Below are 16197 nucleotides of genomic sequence, written 5' to 3'. Positions count from 1 at the left end.
ACCAGCGGGTCGTGGAGTCACCTCCGCCGGGATGGTGACCATGCGCTGCCCCCACTACGACGCCGGGGAGTGCCGATCGTGCACCCTCATGGGCACGCCCTACGAGCAACAGCTGGCCGACCTCGACGCCCACGTGCGCGAGGTCCTCGCCGACGTCGTCCCGCACGATGTCTGGGACGCCCCCGTCGCCGGCCCCGAGTCCGCCTTCCGCAACAAGGCCAAGCTCGTCGTGGGCGGGACGAAGGGAGCACCCACCTTCGGCATCCTCGACGCCGACCGCCGGGGAGTCTCGCTGCCGGAGTGCGGGCTCTACGAGCCCCGGCTCGCCGCAGCCCTCGACGGTCTGCTGCCGGCCGTCGCCGAGCTCGGGCTGACCCCCTTCGACGTCCCGGGACGTCAGGGCGAGCTCAAGCACCTCATCGTCACCGGCTCGCCCGATGGGGAGCTCATGGCGCGCTTCGTGCTCCGCTCCCCCGGGCAGATGGGTCGGGTCGAGCGCGGGCTCGACCTCCTGCGCAAGGCCGCCCCCGGCCTGCGGGTGGTGTCGGTCAACCTGCAGCCGGAGCACAAGGCGGTCCTCGAAGGCGAGGAGGAGGTCGTGCTCACCCCGGCCGACACCCTGCCGATGCGCGTCGGCGAGATCGTCTTCCACCTGCGGCCGCGCAGCTTCTTCCAGACCAACACGACGGTGACGACCGCGCTCTACGGGCAGGCCCGTGACTGGGTCGGGCAGATCGACCCCGGCAGCGTGCTCGACCTCTACTGCGGTGTGGGTGGCTTCGCGCTCAACGCTGCCCTGGCGCCAGGTCGTCAGCGGCGCGTCGCGGGTATCGAGGTCGCCCCCGATGCGGTGCTCAGCGCGCGCCGGTCGGCGGGCGAGCTCGGCCTCGACGTCGACTTCACGGTGGGGGACGCGAGCGCCCTCGACGCGCTCGACCACGACCTCGTCGTCGTCAACCCGCCGCGTCGCGGAATCGGGCCGGACCTGTGCGGCGCCATCGAGGCCACCCGACCGGACCACGTCATCTACTCCAGCTGCAATGCCACGAGCCTCGCCGGTGACCTGGCAGCGCTCCCGGGCTACACGGTGCGGCAGGCACGCGTCTTCGACATGTTTCCCCAGACGCGCCACCACGAGGTCCTCGTCCTGCTCGAGCGCGCCTGAGCGGGCTCAGGGGCTCGTGCCGATGATCGCGACGAGGCCGAGGATGAAGACGACGTAGCCGACGACGAGCAGCACGATGAAGCCGAGGAGCGCTGTGCCCACGATGCCGACGAGGCGCCCGATGACCGCGTGGTCCCGGTTGGTCCACCCCATCTCCGGGTGGGCGTCGATCTCCTCAAGGGCCTTCGAGCCCATGATCCAGCCGATGATGCCCAGACCAGGGACCATGGTGAGGCCGATGATGCTCAGCACCAGGGACGTGGTCGCGTTGCCGTGCGATCGCGGCATCGGCGGGTACGAAGGGGGTGGCAGCTGGGGCGTCGTCATGGTGCCTCCACCGTAGGGGCCCGCGACCGTCCCGACCACGGGGAGGTCTCCCCTTCGTCCCGCGTCGTGATGCGGCCGGAGGGCCGGCTCGGGTCTAGGGTCGTGACCGCGGTCACCCCGCACCACCCGTCGACAGGACAGCAGATGCGCGCACTGGTCAAACCCCGCCGAGGCCCAGGCCTCGAGCTGACCGACCTCCCCGAGCCCCACGCCGGCGACGACGAGGTCCGCGTCCGGGTCCTGCGTGCCGGCCTGTGCGGGACCGACCTGCACCTGCACGGCTGGGACGACTGGGCCGCCGGTGCGGTGCCGAGCACGCCCCAGATCATCGGTCACGAGTTCTACGGCGAGGTCGACGAGGTCGGTCGCAACGTGACGAGCGTGCGGGTCGGCGACCGGGTCTCCGGCGAGGGCCACATCGTCTGCGGCACCTGTCGCAACTGCCGCGCGGGGCGTCGCCACCTGTGCATCAACACCATCGGTGTCGGCGTCAACCGTGACGGCGCCTTCGCCGACCACGTCGTCATCCCGGCGACCAATGTCTGGGTCCACCACGACGACATCGACCCCGACCTCGGGGCGGTCTTCGACCCGCTCGGCAACGCCGTCCACACGACCCTCTCCTTCCCCCTGGCCGGGGAGGACGTCGTCGTCACCGGTGCCGGCCCCATCGGCGTCATGGCCGTGGCGATCGCCCGGCACGTCGGGGCGCGACACATCGCCGTCACCGACCTGTCCGATGCCCGCCTCGAGCTCGCGAAGGGAGCAGGCGCAGACCTGCTCGTCAACGCCGCCCGCTCCGACCTCGGCCAGGCCATGCGAGAGCTCGGCATGAAGGAGGGATTCGACGTCGGTCTCGAGATGTCGGGTGCCCCACCGGCGGTCGCTGACATGATCGACCACCTCAACCACGGCGGGCGGATCGCGATGCTCGGCCTGCCCAAGGACGCCTACCCCGTCGACTGGGGCAAGGTCATCACGCACATGATCACCATCAAGGGGATCTACGGCCGGGAGATGTACGACACCTGGTACACGATGAGCTCGATGCTCTCGACGTCACCGGTGCTGCGGGAGGCCATCTCCTCCGTCATCACCCACCGCTTCCCCGCGGAGCAGTGGGAGGAAGCCTTCGCCACGGCCGCCTCGGGAGAGTGCGGCAAGGTCATCATGGACTGGAGCTGAGCATGTACACGATCAAGGACGACCTGACCGCCACCCTGCAGGAGATCCGTGACGCGGGTCTGTGGAAGGACGAGCGCCGGCTGACGAGCGCCCAGCAGGCGCACATCACGACGACCACCGCCGAGGCGATCAACTTCTGCGCCAACAACTACCTCGGGCTGGCGGACCACCCGCAGGTGCGGGCGGCGGCCGCGGCCTCGCTCGACGAGTGGGGCTTCGGCATGGCGAGCGTCCGCTTCATCTGCGGCACCCAGGAGCTGCACACGCGTCTCGAGGCGGCGCTGTCCGACTGGTTCGGGACGGAGGACACGATCCTCTACTCGAGCTGCTTCGACGCCAACGGCGGCGTCTTCGAGGTCCTCTTCGGCGCCGAGGACGCGATCATCTCCGATGCCCTCAACCACGCCTCCCTCATCGACGGGATCCGGCTGAGCAAGGCCGCCCGCTACCGCTACGCCAATGCGGACATGGACGACCTGCGCGCCCAGCTCGAGGCGGCGAAGGGAGCCCGCCGCACCGTCATCGTCACCGACGGCGTCTTCTCGATGGACGGCTACCTCGCCCCGCTGGAGCAGATCTGCGACCTGGCCGACGAGTACGGCGCGATGGTCCTCGTCGACGACTCCCACGCCGTGGGCTTCGTCGGTGAGGGTGGTGGCGGCACCCCCGAGGCCTGTGGCGTCGCCGACCGCGTCGACCTGCTGACCGGCACGCTCGGCAAGGCCCTGGGTGGGGCGAGCGGTGGGTACGTCAGCGGGCCCGCCGAGGTCATCGCACTGCTGCGTCAGCGCTCGCGGCCCTACCTGTTTTCCAATGCCGTGGCCCCGGTCGTGGCGGCCGGCTCGCTGACCGCCATCGAGATCGCGCGGGGGTCGGACGAGGCGCGGGCGACGCTGCGGCGCAACACGCTCATGTTTCGCGAGCTGATGACCGAGGCGGGCTTCGACCTGCTGCCCGGCGACCACCCGATCACGCCGGTGATGTTTCCCGGCGAGGACGGCGCCCGGCAGGCGGCGCAGATCGCCGACGCCATGCTCGGGCACGGCGTCTACGTCATCGCCTTCTCCTACCCCGTCGTGCCGCAGGGCCAGGCGCGCATCCGGGTGCAGCTGTCGGCCGCCCACAGCGAGGAGGACGTGCGCACGTGCGTGCGGGCCTTCGTCGCGGCCCGTGACGAGGTGCTCGGCGCAGCGGACTGACGCCTCACTCGAAGGGCGTCGGGTCGCCTGCCCCGTGGCGGGCGACCTCGGCCTCCCCGGACGAGAGGTCGACGACGGTGGTCGGCTCGGTGCTCACCTCGCCGGCGTCGATGACGATGTCGACCTGGTGGTCGAGAGCCTCCTTGACGTCCCACCCGAAGGTCGGCGTCTGGGTCTCCCCCGGCAGGAGGAGCGTCGAGATGAGCATCGGGTCGCCGAGCCCGGCGAGCAGAGCCTGCGACAGCGGGTGGTCGGGGATGCGCACTCCGACGGTCTTCTTCTTGGGGTGCAGCAGCCGCTTGGGCACGTCCTTCGTCGCCGGGAGGATGAAGGTGTAGGGCCCCGGTGTCGCGGACTTCACCGCGCGGAAGACGGCGTTGTCGACGTGGACGAGCTGCCCGAGCTGCGCGAAGTCGGCGCACAACAGCGTGTAGTGGTGCTTGTCGTCGAGCCGGCGGATGTCTCGGATGCGGTCCTTGACGGCCTGGTCGTCGAGCCGGCCTCCGAGGGCGTAGCCCGAGTCGGTGGGGAAGGCGACGAGGGCACCCTCGCGGATCCGCTCGACCACCTGGGCGACCGTGCGGGGCTGGGGGTTGTCGGGGTGGACTTCGACGAAGGTGGCCATGGGTCCACCGTAGGCCCACCGGGCCTCCGTGCGCCCGGACGGCCTCAGGGCTGGTGCGTCTCGTCGGCGAGCTCGCGGGCGAGGGAGGCCGCGAGGGACTTGGCGGTGCGCCCGACCCCGATGAGGGTGGCCGAGGCGGGCCCGGTCCAGTCGCCGTAGCCGACGAAGCAGACCCGGCGATCCTTCGTCGACCGGTTGTCCACGACCTCCGGGTAGCCGTCGGAGGTCCGCAGCCGCAGGGAGCGCAGGTGCCGCAGGGCCGGCCGGTACCCGGTGCACCAGATGATCGCGTCGAGGTCGAGGAGCTCCCTCCCGATGACGGCGCCCGACGGGACGATGCGGTCGAACATCGCCCGGACCCGCAGGGCCCCCTGGGCCCGGGCCTCCCGGACCCGGGGAAGGGCGACGATCTCCCCGATGATCGCCTCGGTCTGGGCGCGGGCATCGCCGGCCGCCTGCAGTCGCGCGGTGGCCCGGTCGAAGAGGTGCCGACCGTCGACGTCGTCGGGCAGGAAACGCAGCCGTCGGGCCGACACCAGCGACACCCGTTCGGCGACGTCGACGAGGTCGGCGGTGATCTGCACGCCCGAGTTGCCGCCCCCGACGACCGCGACCCGCTGCCCGGCGAAGTCGTCGGGACCCCGGTAGTGGGCGCTGTGCAGCTGGGTCCCGGCGAAGTCGGTCCGCCCCTCGACGGTCGGGACGAAGGGGGCCGCCCACGTGCCTGTGGCACTGACGACGTACCGGGTCCGGATCTGCCCGACGTCGGTGAGCACGGTCAGCCCGTCGTCGTCGGCGATCACGTCGCTCACGACGACCGGACGCTGCACGTCGAGGTCGTAACGCTCTTCGTAGGCCCGCAGGTAAGCCAGCACGTGCTCCACCGGGGGGAAGGCGTCCGGGTGCGGCGGCATCGGCCAGCCCGGCAGCGAGGAGTAGGCCGACGGCGAGAAGAGTCGCAGCGAGGGCCAGGTGCTCTGCCAGGCACCGCCCGGCTCGTCCTGCGCGTCGAGGACGACGTGGTCGACTCCGGCGCGACGCAGGTGGTAGGCCGTGGCGAGACCCGCCTGTCCCCCACCGATGACGACCACCTCGACATCACCGAGCATGTGACCTCAGGCGTCCTCGGCGGTCATCTCGACCGGCGTGCCGATCTGGACGGTGCGGGAGACGGTGCACAGGCGATCACGGGACTGGGCCACGGACCGCGGGAAGGCCGCGCGTGCGGCGTCGCCCCCTTCGCCCTCCGGGAAGCCGAGCCGGAAGGTCACCTCGAGGTCGGTCATGTGGTTGCCCTGCTCGGGTGAGGAGGCCTTGGTGCCCTCGGCAACGACGACGAAGCTCTCCGGCTCGGCCCGGCGGGAGGTGATGTGGTCGACGTCCACGGAGCTGCAGCCGGCGAGCGCGGCGAGCAGCAGCTCGACGGGGGTGAAGTCGTCGGTGGTGCCGTCACCGATGGTGATCGTGCCGCCCCGGGCATTGCGCAGCTCGTATCGGCCGAGTTCCAGCCGCGTCAGCTCGACACTGCGGTGGCCCTGGCCGGTACCCCCCGTGGTCTCGTCGCTCGTCATCCCAACCTCCGCATGTCGTCGTGGTGCGGCCGGATGGGCCGCGTGCCGATCCTCGCAGACATCGCCGCACTAGGCTGCACGCATGCCAGCCACCCGCTCCGGCCGCCTCGTCCTGCTGCGCCACGGTGAGACGGAGTGGAGCCGCGACGGGCTGCACACGGGCCTCACCGACCTGCCGCTCACCGACCACGGGAGGGCGCAAGCCGCGGAGGCCGGCGAGCGGCTGCGCGCCCACGGCGTCGAACCCGCTCTCGTCCTCTGCTCCGACCTGCGGCGTGCCGCCGACACGGCCAAGCTGGCCGGTCTGCGGGCGCAGACCGACGTCGACCTGCGCGAGTGGGACTACGGCGGGTACGAAGGGAGGTCGACCGCCGAGATCCGCGAGGAGACGGGCACGGCGTGGGACGTCTTCCGGGACGGTGTCGTGCCGGGTCCGACGCCCGGTGAGACGGTCGAGGAGGTCGCGGCACGTGCCTCCCGGGTGCTGCGACGGGTCACGCCGACGCTGGCTGACGGTGACGTCGTCCTCGTCGGGCACGGGCACACCTCACGAGTGCTCGCGACGGTCTGGCTGCGCACCACTCCACGACTCGCGGCGGGTCTCACTCTCGATGCCGCCCACCTGGCTGTGCTGGGCCACCACCGCGAGGACCCCTGCATCATCAGCTGGAACTGCTGACGGCAGCGCCGACTCAGGGCAGCGGCCAGGTGTGCACCGGCTCGTTGGTGTGCATGTGCTGCCCGTAGAGCCGGGTCATCTCGGCCAGCGCCGCTGACCGGTCCAGCCCGCCCTCCTCGAGACGGGCGACGCACTCGGTCTGCCAGACCGCGCCGTTGACCCCGCTGGTGCACCGCCCCTCGATGACGCCGAGGTACCGGCTGATGACCGCATCCGAGACGCCCCAGTTCTGCAGCCCGCGGCGGGCCAGCGGCAGCAGGTGGCGCACGGTGAGCTCGTCGGCGCCCAGCTCGCCGTGGCCGGGCCAGTAGAGGCGGGCACGGAGTCCGTCACGGGCCGCGGCCTCGAAGTTGGCCTGGGCGGCGGGGAAGGACATCTGAGTCCAGATCGGCCGGTCCTCGCGGGCGAGCATCCGCACGGAGCCGTAGTAGAAGGCCGCATTGGCCAGCGTGTCGATGATCGTCGGGCCGGCGGGGAGCACGCGGTTCTCGACGCGGACGTGCGGTCGCCCCGAGCCGGTGTCGTAGATGGGCCGGTTCCACCGGTACACCGTGCCGTTGTGGAGGTTGAGCTCGCCGAGCTCAGGGGTGCCGCCGGCGTCGAGCACGGCCACGGGGTCCTCGTCGGTCGTCTCGGCGAGCAGCGCCGGGAAGTACCGCACGTTTTCCTCGAAGAGGTCGAAGATCGAGGTGATCCACCGTTCGCCGAAGAAGACGCGCGGGCGCACGCCCTGGTTCTTCAGCTCGATGGGCCTGGTGTCGGTCGCCTGGCTGAAGAGCGCGATCCGGGTCTCGGCGTGCAGGCGCCGCCCGAAGAAGAAGGGTGAGTTCGCCGCGAGCGCGATCTGCGGCGCAGAGATGACCTGGGCGGCGTTCCAGTGGTCGGCGAACTCCCCGGGGCCGACCTGCAGGTGCAGCTGGACCGATGTGCACGCGGACTCGGGCGCGATGGAGTCGGCGAAGGTGTGCAGCCGCTCCCCCGTCGGGCCCTCGATGTCGAGGACGATGTCCTCGCCGCGGGCGACGAAGATCGAGTCGTTGAGCGCCGTGTACCGGTTGTTGTCGCTGATCCACTCGCCCTGGAAGTGCTCGGGACGGATCGTCGGCAGGATGCCGATGGCGACGATCCGTGCGTCGGCCTCCTCCGCCTTGGCCTCGGCCCGGTTGAGCGACTCGCGCAGGCTCTCCTCGAGCTGCAGGGCGGAGTCCCCAGGCAGGGGCCGCGGTGCGACGTTGAGCTCGATGTTGAACTGCGCGAGCTCGGTCTGGTACTCGGGGTCGGCGATGGCCTCGAGCACCTCGTCGTTGACGAAGGCGGGCTGCTGGTCCTCGTCGATGAGGTTGAGCTCGATCTCCAGGCCGGTCAGCGGGACCTCGTCGTCGAAGGCCCGCTCGGCGAGCATCCGCTCGAAGACATCGAGGTCCTGGCGGACCTTTTCGCGGTAGCGCTGGCGCTCTTCGCGGGTGTAGCTCTGCGCGGCGACGTCCTTGCCCATGGCCCCTGCCTCTCACCGGTGCTGCTCCTGCCGGTGAATCTACCCACGACCGCACCCGACGGCGAGGATCCGACCACGGGCTGATGCATCGGCGCCCGGCACCTGCCTTCGCTCGGCCCGTGAACCTCCCTGCGGCTCCCGACGACGCCGGCAGCCGGCTCGAGCGGCTGTGCTCCTGGCCGGCCGCCCACGTCGAGCTCGTGGACCTCGCGCTCGCGGCGCTGCTGTGGCTGCTCACCGCCGCCGCGTACCTCGTCTCGTACGCGGGACTGCCGATGGGCGCCCTCGAGATGCTCGCCCTCTTCGGCGTGGCGACCCTCCAGGCGGTGCCGCTCGCCTGGCGGCGCACGCGCGGCGGGCCGTCCTGGGCGCTCGTCGTCCTCGGGCACCTGGCGCAGCTGCTCGTCGAGGGCCGCGACCGTGGCGTCGGCCGCGGCGCTCGCTGCCGACTGATCCGTGGACCGGGGTTGGGGCTGCGCAGGGGGCAGCCCCACCACCTTCGTCCCCGCCCCGCCCCGGCGAAGGGGGTGTCGCGCCGCCGCGTTGTCGGTGGCGCCTCATAGCGTGGTGCTCATGAAGCTGATCCACACCTCCGACTGGCACCTGGGCCGCGCCTTCCACGGCGTGGGCCTGCTCGGTGCACAGGCGGACTACGTGGACCATCTCGTGGAGACCGTCCGCGAGGAGTCGGTCGAGGCGGTGCTCGTCTCGGGCGATGTCTACGACCGGGCACTCCCGCCGCCCGATGCGGTGCAGCTGCTGTCCGAGGCCCTCACCCGGCTCATCGACGCCGGTGCGACCGTCGTCCTGTCCAGCGGCAACCACGACTCAGCCATCCGGCTCGGCTTCGCCTCGGGGTTGCTCGAGCGCTCGGGGCTGCACATCCGCTCCGACGTCGCCGACGTCGGCCGCCCGGTACTCGTCGGCGACACCGCCGTCTACCCGCTCCCCTACCTCGAGCCGACCGCGACGTCGGTCACCGAGTCGCTCGCGGTCGGCGAGCGGACCCACACCGCGGTGCTCGGGGCCGCGATGGAGCGGGTCCGCGCGGACGCTGCCGGGCGTGGCCCGAGCACGGTGGTCATGGCGCACTGCTTCGCCAGCGGGGGCGCCGCGAGTGACTCCGAGCGCGACATCACGACCGGTGGCGTCGCCATGGTGCCGGCAGACACCTTCGACGGGGTCGCCTACGGTGCCCTCGGCCACCTCCACCGGCCCCAGCAGGTCGCCGACCACGTGCGCTACAGCGGCTCACCGGTGGCGATGTCCTTCAGCGAGACCGGGCACACCAAGGGTTCGCTCCTCGTCGAGATCGACCCGCAGGGTGGCGTGTCGGTGGAGCAGGTGGCCGCACCCGTGCAGCGGGAGCTGGCCGTCGTCCGCGGTGACCTCGACGAGGTGCTCGCCAGCCAGCAGCACGCCTCCGCCGAGCGGGCCTGGGTGCAGGTCGTCCTCACCGACCCGGTCCGCCCCGTCGGCGCGCTGGAGCGACTGCGCCGGCGCTTCCCCCACCTGCTGCAGCTGACCTTCGAGCCCCGCGGTCAGGTCGTCCCGGTGCGCTCCTACACGGCTCGTCTGCAGCACCGCGAGCCGCTTGACGTGTGCTGCGACTTCGTCGCCGACGTCCGCCACGGTGTCCCGGCCGACGAGGCCGAGCGGCACGTCCTCGCCGCTGCCCTGGAGGCGGGCCGCCGCGACCGCGACCGGGCGGAGGAGTACGCGGCCCCGCGCCGGCGGCGTCGAGGCGTGGCATGAGGATCCACCGGCTGCGGGCGACGGCCTTCGGTCCCTTCGCCGACTCGATCGATCTCGACTTCGAGGCCGTGGGCGCCAGTGGCCTCTTCCTCATCCACGGGCCCACCGGCTCCGGCAAGACCAGCCTGCTCGACGCCATCTGCTTCGCCCTCTACGCCGGTGTGCCCGGCGAGCGACGGGGCCCGTCGCTGCGCAGCCAGCACGCCCCGATCGAGCTGCGCACCGAGGTCGAGCTGGAGATCACGGTCGCTGGTCGGCGACTGCGCGTCGTGCGGCACCCCGCGCACGAGCGCCCCAAGCGACGCGGCACGGGCACCACGACCGACCCGGCCGGGGTGCGCCTCGAAGAGCTGGAGGGCACGACGTGGCGGACCCTGAGCACGCGCATCGACGAGAGCGCCCAGCTGCTCGACGACCTGCTCGGCATGGGGCTCGAGCAGTTCCGGCGGGTCGTCATGCTGCCCCAGGGGGACTTCGCGGCCTTCCTCCGCGCCACCGACGAGGAGCGTCGCGAGGTCCTCGAGCGGCTCTTCGACATCTCCGACTACGCCGCTGTCGAGGAAGAGCTGGTCCAGCGACGTCAAGCCGGCGACGGGGTGATCAAGGCCGCCCGGGCACGTCTGGACACCCATCTGGCACACCTGGTCGACGTGCTCTCGGCCGCCGATGCCGACCTGCCCGAGCCGGAGATGCCCTGGTCCGAGCTGGCGCTGGAGTCGCTGCCGACGGCCCTCGATGCGGTGTCGGCCGCCCTCGACGAGCGCTCGGCGGAGGCGCTGACCCGTCTCGACGCCGCCGACCGCGCTGCGGTCTCGACCCGGGACCGGCTCGACGAGGCCCGGCACACGGCGGCGCTGCGGCGACGGGGCGAGGCGGCCCGGTCGCAGCTGGACGGTCTCGAGGCGGTCGGTGACGTCCACGACGAGCGGCGGGTCGCTCTCGCCCGAGCGCGAGCAGCTCTGGCCGTGCTGCCACACGTCGAGGAGGTCGCCCGGGCCGAGGTGGCGTCGCGCACGGCGCAGGAGGCCCGTGCTGCGGTGGAGCTCAGCCTGACTGACGTGCTGGCCGGGCGCGACGTCGATGCGGTACGGGCTGGTCTGGTCATCGGCACCGAGCCCCTCGCTCGAGCCGGCACCCAGGTGGGTCACCTGCGCAGGGTGTGGGCCAGCGGCCCGGTCCTCGACCAGCGGATCGAGGCCGTGACCGCGCGGTGTGCGCGCGCGGCAGAGGCCGTGGCAGCCGTGCAGCAGCAGGCCGAGTCGGACGCTGCGGCACTCGAGCGGATCCACGGGGCGCGTCGTCGGTCGGCACTCGTCGAGCCGGAGATCGCACGTCTCGACGAGCTGAGGCGGAGCCGGCAGCTCGCTGGCCGGCTCGAGGAGGAGCTGCGCGCCGCCACGGACACGGCCCAGGCCGCACGGGAGCGTGCCCAGGACCTGCGGGGAGCCGTCCAGGCGCTCGTGGCAGCACGGCTGGACAACATGGCCGGTGAGCTCGCGGGACTGCTCACCGACGGAGACCCGTGCGCTGTCTGCGGGTCGTGCGAGCACCCGGCTCCCGCATCCGCCGCCAGAGTCGTGACTCCGGAGGAGATCGAGGAGGCCCAGTCACTGGCCGACGAGGCAGAGGCCTCCCACGAGCTCGCGCGCGGACGGCGCGAGCAGCTGGGCTCCCGCCTCGACGCCGCCCGCACCGAGGTCGTCCGGCTGGCGACGGCGGGCGACCCCGGTGTCGTCCCGCACGACCTCGATGCGGCGGCAGAGATCCGGGTCCGTGACGAGCTCGCGGCCGAGGCCGCAGCCCTGTCCACCGAGCTGTCGGCCGCGGCCGATGTGGAGCAACGGATCGCGCAGAGCACCGAGGATCTGGCCACCACGCGCCAGACCCTCGTCGAGCACGAGAGCGAGCTGGCCTCGCTGCGGGCGCGACGTCAGGAGCTCGTCGACGAGATCGACGAGCTGCTCGAGGCCCTGGCCAGTGATCTGCGCGAGCACGCCCGGGTCTGTGTCTGCGCCCCGGACGAGGAGGCTGGCCCGCTGCCCGCCGAGCCGGATCTCCAGCGGTCCGCCGACCTCGGCACCGTCAGCTCCAGCATCTCTGGCCTCGTCGACCGGGTCGAGGCGACCCAGGAGCGGCACCGACGCGTCGAGCAGGGCGTCGAGGCGCTGGCGGTCGCCGATCGCGACGTGGCCCGGTCCACGCAGCTCCTCGAGGCTGCCGGCGAACGGCTCGCCGACGCCCTGCAGGAGCACGACGTCGCCGGTGCCGACGAGGCGCGGGCCTCGGCGCTGCCCACCCACCGGCTCGCTGCCCTCGCCGAGCAGGTCGACACGCACGAGCGGCAGTTGGCCGCCTGCCGCGCCACGCTCGACGACGACGAGGTCCGCGGTGCCTTGCAGACCGACGAGGTCGATCTCGCCGAGATGGAGCAAGCGGCCCGGGCTGCTCGAGTGCACGCCGACGAGACGCGACGTCGGCAGGCCACCTCAGGGGCGGTGCATCAGCAGGTCACGCGAGTCGCCCGACTCGTCGTCGACGAGTGCAGCGTGCTCGGTCCCGCGGTGGACGAGGCCGCGCTCGTGCGGCGCGTGGCCGACCTCGTCACCGGGACGAGCAGCGACAACGACAAGCGGATGCGTCTGAGCACCTATGTGCTCGCGGCGCGGCTCGAGCGGATCGTCGAGCTGGCCAATGCCCGGCTGACCGCCATGGCGGACGGCCGCTACGAGCTCGCCCACGACGACTCCTCCGCCAGGGGCCAGCGTCGCGGTGGTCTGGGCCTGCTCGTGCGCGACCTGTGGACGGGGCAGGACCGTCACCCCGCGACCCTCTCCGGCGGGGAGTCCTTCACGACTTCCCTCGCCCTGGCTCTCGGTCTGGCCGACACGATCCGGGAAGAGTCCGGCGGGGTCGAGCTCGGCACACTCTTCGTCGACGAAGGTTTCGGCAGCCTCGACCAGGACAGCCTCGAGCAGGTGCTCGACGTCCTCGACGGGCTCCGGGACGGCGGCCGCTGCGTGGGCGTCGTCAGCCACGTCAGCGAGATGCGTTCTCGCATCCCCACCCAGGTGCGGGTCGACAAGACCCAGCACGGCTCGACCGTCGGCGTGACCGGGGTCCTCGGCGTCGCCTGACCCGGCCACCACCCCCCTTCGCGCATTTCCCTAGGGAAATACGCACCCCACCCCGCATTTCCCTAGGGAAATGCGAACCCCCTTGCGCATCTGCCCAGGGAGATGCGCAAGGGGGCTCGGGTGGAGGGGTCAGTCCTCGAAGGCCTCGGGCGAGGGGCAGGAGCAGACGAGGTTGCGGTCGCCGTAGGCGCCGTCGATGCGCGAGACCGGCGGCCAGTACTTGTCTGCCGCGTCGACGCCCACGGGGAAGACCGCCGTGGAGCGGTCATAGGAGTGGGGCCACTCCCCTGCCAGCTCCGCGGCGGTGTGCGGCGCATTGCGCAGCACCGAGGACTCGACGTCGCCGCTGGCGGCGACCGCGTCGATCTCCTCGCGGATGGCGATCATCGCGTCGCAGAAACGGTCGATCTCGCCCTTGTCCTCCGACTCGGTCGGCTCGACCATGAGGGTGCCGGCCACCGGGAAGCTCATCGTCGGGGCGTGGAAGCCGTAGTCGATGAGGCGCTTGGCCACGTCGTCGACCGTCACGCCGGTCTCCTTGGTCAGGCCGCGCAGGTCGAGGATGCACTCGTGGGCGACGATGCCGCCGGGGCCGGTGTAGAGCACCGGGTAGTGCTCACCGAGCCGAGCCGCCACGTAGTTGGCGTTGAGGACTGCGATCTGGGTCGCCCGCGCGAGGCCGTCGCCACCCATGAGGCGGACATAGGCCCAGGAGATCGGCAGGATGCCGGCCGAGCCGTAGGGCGCGGCGCTGATCGGACCGACGCCCGTCTCCGGACCGGCAGCAGGTGCCAGCGGGTGGTTGGGCAGGTAGGGAGTCAGGTGCTCGCGGACCGCGACCGGCCCCACGCCGGGGCCGCCGCCGCCGTGCGGGATGCAGAAGGTCTTGTGCAGGTTGAGGTGGCTGACGTCGGCACCGAAGTCGCCGGGCTGGGCGAGCCCGACGAGGGCATTGAGGTTGGCTCCGTCGACGTAGACCTGACCGCCGGCCTCGTGGACGAGCGCGCACAGCTCGCTGATCGTGTCCTCGAAGACGCCATGGGTGCTGGGGTACGTCACCATGATCGCCGCGAGATCGTCACGGTGCTTGTCGACCTTGGCGCGCAGGTCGTCCATGTCGACGTCGCCGCCCTCGGCGGTCTTGACGACGACGACCTGCATGCCGGCCATGACGGCCGACGCGGCGTTGGTGCCGTGGGCGCTGGCCGGGATGAGGCAGATGCGGCGCTCCGACTGGCCGTTGGCCGCGTGGTACGCGCGGATGGCCAGCAGGCCGGCGAGCTCACCCTGCGAGCCGGCATTGGGCTGGAGCGAGACCGAGTGGTACCCGGTGACCTCGCTGAGCCAGGTGCTCAGCTGCCCCACGAGCTGGCGGATCCCCACCGTCTGGTCATCGGGGGCGAAGGGGTGCAGCGACGCGAACTCGGGCCAGGTGATGGCTGCCATCTCGGTGGTGGCGTTGAGCTTCATCGTGCACGAGCCGAGCGGGATCATGCCCCGGTCCAGCGCGAAGTCGCGGTCGGACAGGCGGCGCAGATAGCGCAGCATCGCGGTCTCGCTGCGGTGCTCGTGGAAGACCGGGTGCGTCAGGTACTCGCTCGTGCGCACGAGCTGCTCCGGCCAGGCCGGCGAGACTCGGGGTGCGTGCGAGGCGTCGACCTCGTGCAGGTCGACCTCCCCGGCCTGCGCGCCGAAGGCCGAGGCCACGGCAGCGACCTCGCTGGGGTCGGTCGTCTCGTCGACGGAGACGAGCACGGTGTCGGCGTCTGCCCTCCACACGTTGACCCCGGCACGAAGGGCGGCCGCCACCACGTGGTCGGCGCGGCCGGGCACCGACACGCGCAGCGTGTCGAACCACGGACCTTCGGCGACATCGGCACCGGCGGACCGCAGCCGGTCGGCGAGGCCCACGGCCGTCCCGTGGACCCGCTCGGCGATGGCCCGCAGTCCGTCAGGACCGTGGTAGACGGCGTACATCGACGCCATGACCGCGAGCAGCACCTGCGCGGTGCAGATGTTGCTCGTCGCCTTGTCTCGCCGGATGTGCTGCTCGCGCGTCTGCAGCGCCAAGCGGTAGGCGGGACGGCCGGCGGCGTCGACGGAGACGCCGACGAGTCGACCGGGGAGCGTCCGCTCGAGGCCAGCGCGCACGGACATGTAGCCGGCGTGCGGACCGCCGAAGGCCATCGGGACGCCGAAGCGCTGGGTCGTGCCGACTGCGACGTCGGCGCCCCACTCCCCCGGCGGGGTGAGCAGGGTGAGCGCAAGCAGGTCGGCCGCGGCGGTGACGAGTGCACCCACCTCGTGTGCGGCGTCCGCAAGAGCACGCCAGTCGGTGATCCGACCGTCGGCGCCGGGGTACTGCACGAGGACTCCGAAGACCTCGCGGTCACCGGCCGCAGCGCGCAGCGCGTCGGCGCTGGTCACCGCCGTGAGGTCGGCGATCACGACATCCAGACCAAGGGGCTGGGCGCGGGTGGTGATGACGGCCTGCGTCTGGGGGAAGGTGTTGGCGTCCACGACGAGCACGGCGTCCTTGGCGACCTTGCTCGAGCGACGCATGACGGTCATCGCCTCGGCAGCCGCGGTGGCCTCGTCGAGGAGGGAGGACCCCGACGTCTGCAGACCGGTCAGGTCGGCGACCATCGTCTGGAAGTTGAGGAGGGCCTCGAGACGGCCCTGGCTGATCTCCGGCTGGTACGGCGTGTAGGCGGTGTACCAGGCGGGGTTCTCGAGCACATTGCGCTGGATCACCGACGGGGTGATCGTGCCGTAGTAGCCGAGACCGATCATCGACGTGAGCACCGAGTTCTTCGCCGCGAGGTCTCGCAGCTCCTCGAGGACGGCGAGTTCGCTCGGCGAGGCCTCGATGTCCAGCGAGCGGGTCTGGCGGATGGCCCCGGGCACGGCCGCGTCGCAGAGGGCGTCGAGGCTGGGCTGGCCGAGCAGTCCGAGCATCTGCGTGACATCGGCATCACGCGGGCCGACATGGCGGCCGACGAACTCGGACAGGGGGGACGAGGCGCTCATGAGGCTCCCTTGGACGCAGGTGTGCAATGGTC

Annotated in this window: 13 protein-coding genes; 7 read left to right on the top strand and 6 right to left on the bottom strand. The window is 71.9% G+C overall.

Annotated features, from left to right (window positions below):
• The first annotated feature begins 40 nt into the window (after nucleotides 1-40).
• Nucleotides 41-1165, top strand: coding sequence for a methyltransferase domain-containing protein (locus CWN80_RS07775; protein WP_128277097.1), 1125 nt, complete (start codon nucleotides 41-43; stop codon nucleotides 1163-1165).
• Between the two features lie 6 nt (nucleotides 1166-1171).
• Here CWN80_RS07775 and CWN80_RS07770 read toward each other — a convergent pair whose 3' ends face one another.
• Complete coding sequence (locus CWN80_RS07770; RefSeq protein WP_128277096.1) at nucleotides 1172-1492, bottom strand: DUF4190 domain-containing protein; 321 nt, start codon at nucleotides 1490-1492, stop codon at nucleotides 1172-1174.
• A gap of 144 nt (nucleotides 1493-1636) precedes the next feature.
• Here CWN80_RS07770 and tdh point away from each other — a divergent pair, with 144 nt between their 5' ends.
• Both tdh and CWN80_RS07760 read left to right on the top strand, forming a co-directional pair.
• Complete coding sequence (tdh, locus tag CWN80_RS07765; RefSeq protein WP_007928966.1) at nucleotides 1637-2677, top strand: L-threonine 3-dehydrogenase; 1041 nt, start codon at nucleotides 1637-1639, stop codon at nucleotides 2675-2677.
• A 2-nt stretch (nucleotides 2678-2679) separates the two neighbouring features.
• On the top strand, nucleotides 2680-3876 hold the full coding sequence (locus CWN80_RS07760; protein ID WP_128277095.1) for a glycine C-acetyltransferase: 1197 nt from the start codon (nucleotides 2680-2682) through the stop codon (nucleotides 3874-3876).
• 4 nt (nucleotides 3877-3880) lie between these two features.
• Here CWN80_RS07760 and CWN80_RS07755 read toward each other — a convergent pair whose 3' ends face one another.
• The 3 genes from CWN80_RS07755 to CWN80_RS07745 are packed head-to-tail and all read right to left on the bottom strand — an operon-like array spanning nucleotide 3881 to nucleotide 6072.
• Complete coding sequence (locus CWN80_RS07755) at nucleotides 3881-4501, bottom strand: L-threonylcarbamoyladenylate synthase (protein ID WP_007928965.1); 621 nt, start codon at nucleotides 4499-4501, stop codon at nucleotides 3881-3883.
• Nucleotides 4502-4545: 44 nt separating this feature from the next.
• Nucleotides 4546-5610, bottom strand: coding sequence for an ArsO family NAD(P)H-dependent flavin-containing monooxygenase (locus CWN80_RS07750; RefSeq protein WP_007928964.1), 1065 nt, complete (start codon nucleotides 5608-5610; stop codon nucleotides 4546-4548).
• 6 nt (nucleotides 5611-5616) lie between these two features.
• The gene (locus CWN80_RS07745) at nucleotides 5617-6072 is read right to left on the bottom strand and encodes an OsmC family protein (RefSeq protein ID WP_007928963.1); all 456 of its coding nucleotides are present in this window, start codon (nucleotides 6070-6072) and stop codon (nucleotides 5617-5619) included.
• A gap of 82 nt (nucleotides 6073-6154) precedes the next feature.
• Here CWN80_RS07745 and CWN80_RS07740 point away from each other — a divergent pair, with 82 nt between their 5' ends.
• On the top strand, nucleotides 6155-6751 hold the full coding sequence (locus CWN80_RS07740) for a histidine phosphatase family protein (RefSeq protein WP_007928962.1): 597 nt from the start codon (nucleotides 6155-6157) through the stop codon (nucleotides 6749-6751).
• A 13-nt stretch (nucleotides 6752-6764) separates the two neighbouring features.
• Here CWN80_RS07740 and CWN80_RS07735 read toward each other — a convergent pair whose 3' ends face one another.
• Nucleotides 6765-8246 (bottom strand): glutamate-cysteine ligase family protein, encoded by a 1482-nt coding sequence (locus tag CWN80_RS07735; protein WP_007928961.1) that lies wholly within the window; start codon nucleotides 8244-8246, stop codon nucleotides 6765-6767.
• Nucleotides 8247-8365: 119 nt separating this feature from the next.
• Between CWN80_RS07735 and CWN80_RS07730 the strand changes: the two genes are divergently transcribed.
• The 3 genes from CWN80_RS07730 to CWN80_RS07720 are packed head-to-tail and all read left to right on the top strand — an operon-like array spanning nucleotide 8366 to nucleotide 13135.
• Nucleotides 8366-8809 carry a DUF7134 domain-containing protein gene (locus tag CWN80_RS07730; RefSeq protein WP_128277094.1) on the top strand — a complete coding sequence of 148 codons (444 nt, stop codon included), beginning with the start codon at nucleotides 8366-8368 and terminating at the stop codon, nucleotides 8807-8809.
• A 10-nt stretch (nucleotides 8810-8819) separates the two neighbouring features.
• Entirely contained in the window at nucleotides 8820-10001 is a 1182-nt protein-coding gene (locus CWN80_RS07725) for an exonuclease SbcCD subunit D (protein ID WP_007928956.1), read from the top strand.
• Nucleotides 9998-13135 carry an AAA family ATPase gene (locus tag CWN80_RS07720; RefSeq protein WP_007928954.1) on the top strand — a complete coding sequence of 1046 codons (3138 nt, stop codon included), beginning with the start codon at nucleotides 9998-10000 and terminating at the stop codon, nucleotides 13133-13135. The genes CWN80_RS07725 and CWN80_RS07720 overlap by 4 nt, the downstream gene beginning before the upstream one ends.
• Nucleotides 13136-13264: 129 nt before the next feature.
• Here CWN80_RS07720 and gcvP read toward each other — a convergent pair whose 3' ends face one another.
• Nucleotides 13265-16165, bottom strand: a complete 2901-nt coding sequence (gene gcvP / locus CWN80_RS07715; RefSeq protein ID WP_128277093.1) for an aminomethyl-transferring glycine dehydrogenase — start codon at nucleotides 16163-16165, stop codon at nucleotides 13265-13267.
• Between the last annotated feature and the right edge of the window lie 32 nt (nucleotides 16166-16197).

This window comes from Janibacter hoylei PVAS-1, from assembly GCF_004025845.1.
In the GTDB taxonomy this organism is placed as follows: domain Bacteria; phylum Actinomycetota; class Actinomycetes; order Actinomycetales; family Dermatophilaceae; genus Janibacter; species Janibacter hoylei.
This window is presented reverse-complemented; position numbering and strand designations above follow the sequence as displayed.

Bases quoted from the DNA above. Each gene is read 5' to 3' on its own strand.
- gcvP (WP_128277093.1), bottom strand. From the start codon at position 16,165: ATGAGCGCCTCGTCCCCCCTGTCCGAGTTCGTCGGCCGCCATGTCGGC.
- CWN80_RS07745 (WP_007928963.1), bottom strand. From the start codon at position 6,072: ATGACGAGCGACGAGACCACGGGGGGTACCGGCCAGGGCCACCGCAGT.
- CWN80_RS07720 (WP_007928954.1), top strand. From the start codon at position 9,998: ATGAGGATCCACCGGCTGCGGGCGACGGCCTTCGGTCCCTTCGCCGAC.
- CWN80_RS07755 (WP_007928965.1), bottom strand. From the start codon at position 4,501: ATGGCCACCTTCGTCGAAGTCCACCCCGACAACCCCCAGCCCCGCACG.
- CWN80_RS07760 (WP_128277095.1), top strand. From the start codon at position 2,680: ATGTACACGATCAAGGACGACCTGACCGCCACCCTGCAGGAGATCCGT.
- CWN80_RS07740 (WP_007928962.1), top strand. From the start codon at position 6,155: ATGCCAGCCACCCGCTCCGGCCGCCTCGTCCTGCTGCGCCACGGTGAG.
- CWN80_RS07775 (WP_128277097.1), top strand. From the start codon at position 41: ATGCGCTGCCCCCACTACGACGCCGGGGAGTGCCGATCGTGCACCCTC.
- CWN80_RS07750 (WP_007928964.1), bottom strand. From the start codon at position 5,610: ATGCTCGGTGATGTCGAGGTGGTCGTCATCGGTGGGGGACAGGCGGGT.
- tdh (WP_007928966.1), top strand. From the start codon at position 1,637: ATGCGCGCACTGGTCAAACCCCGCCGAGGCCCAGGCCTCGAGCTGACC.
- CWN80_RS07735 (WP_007928961.1), bottom strand. From the start codon at position 8,246: ATGGGCAAGGACGTCGCCGCGCAGAGCTACACCCGCGAAGAGCGCCAG.
- CWN80_RS07770 (WP_128277096.1), bottom strand. From the start codon at position 1,492: ATGACGACGCCCCAGCTGCCACCCCCTTCGTACCCGCCGATGCCGCGA.
- CWN80_RS07725 (WP_007928956.1), top strand. From the start codon at position 8,820: ATGAAGCTGATCCACACCTCCGACTGGCACCTGGGCCGCGCCTTCCAC.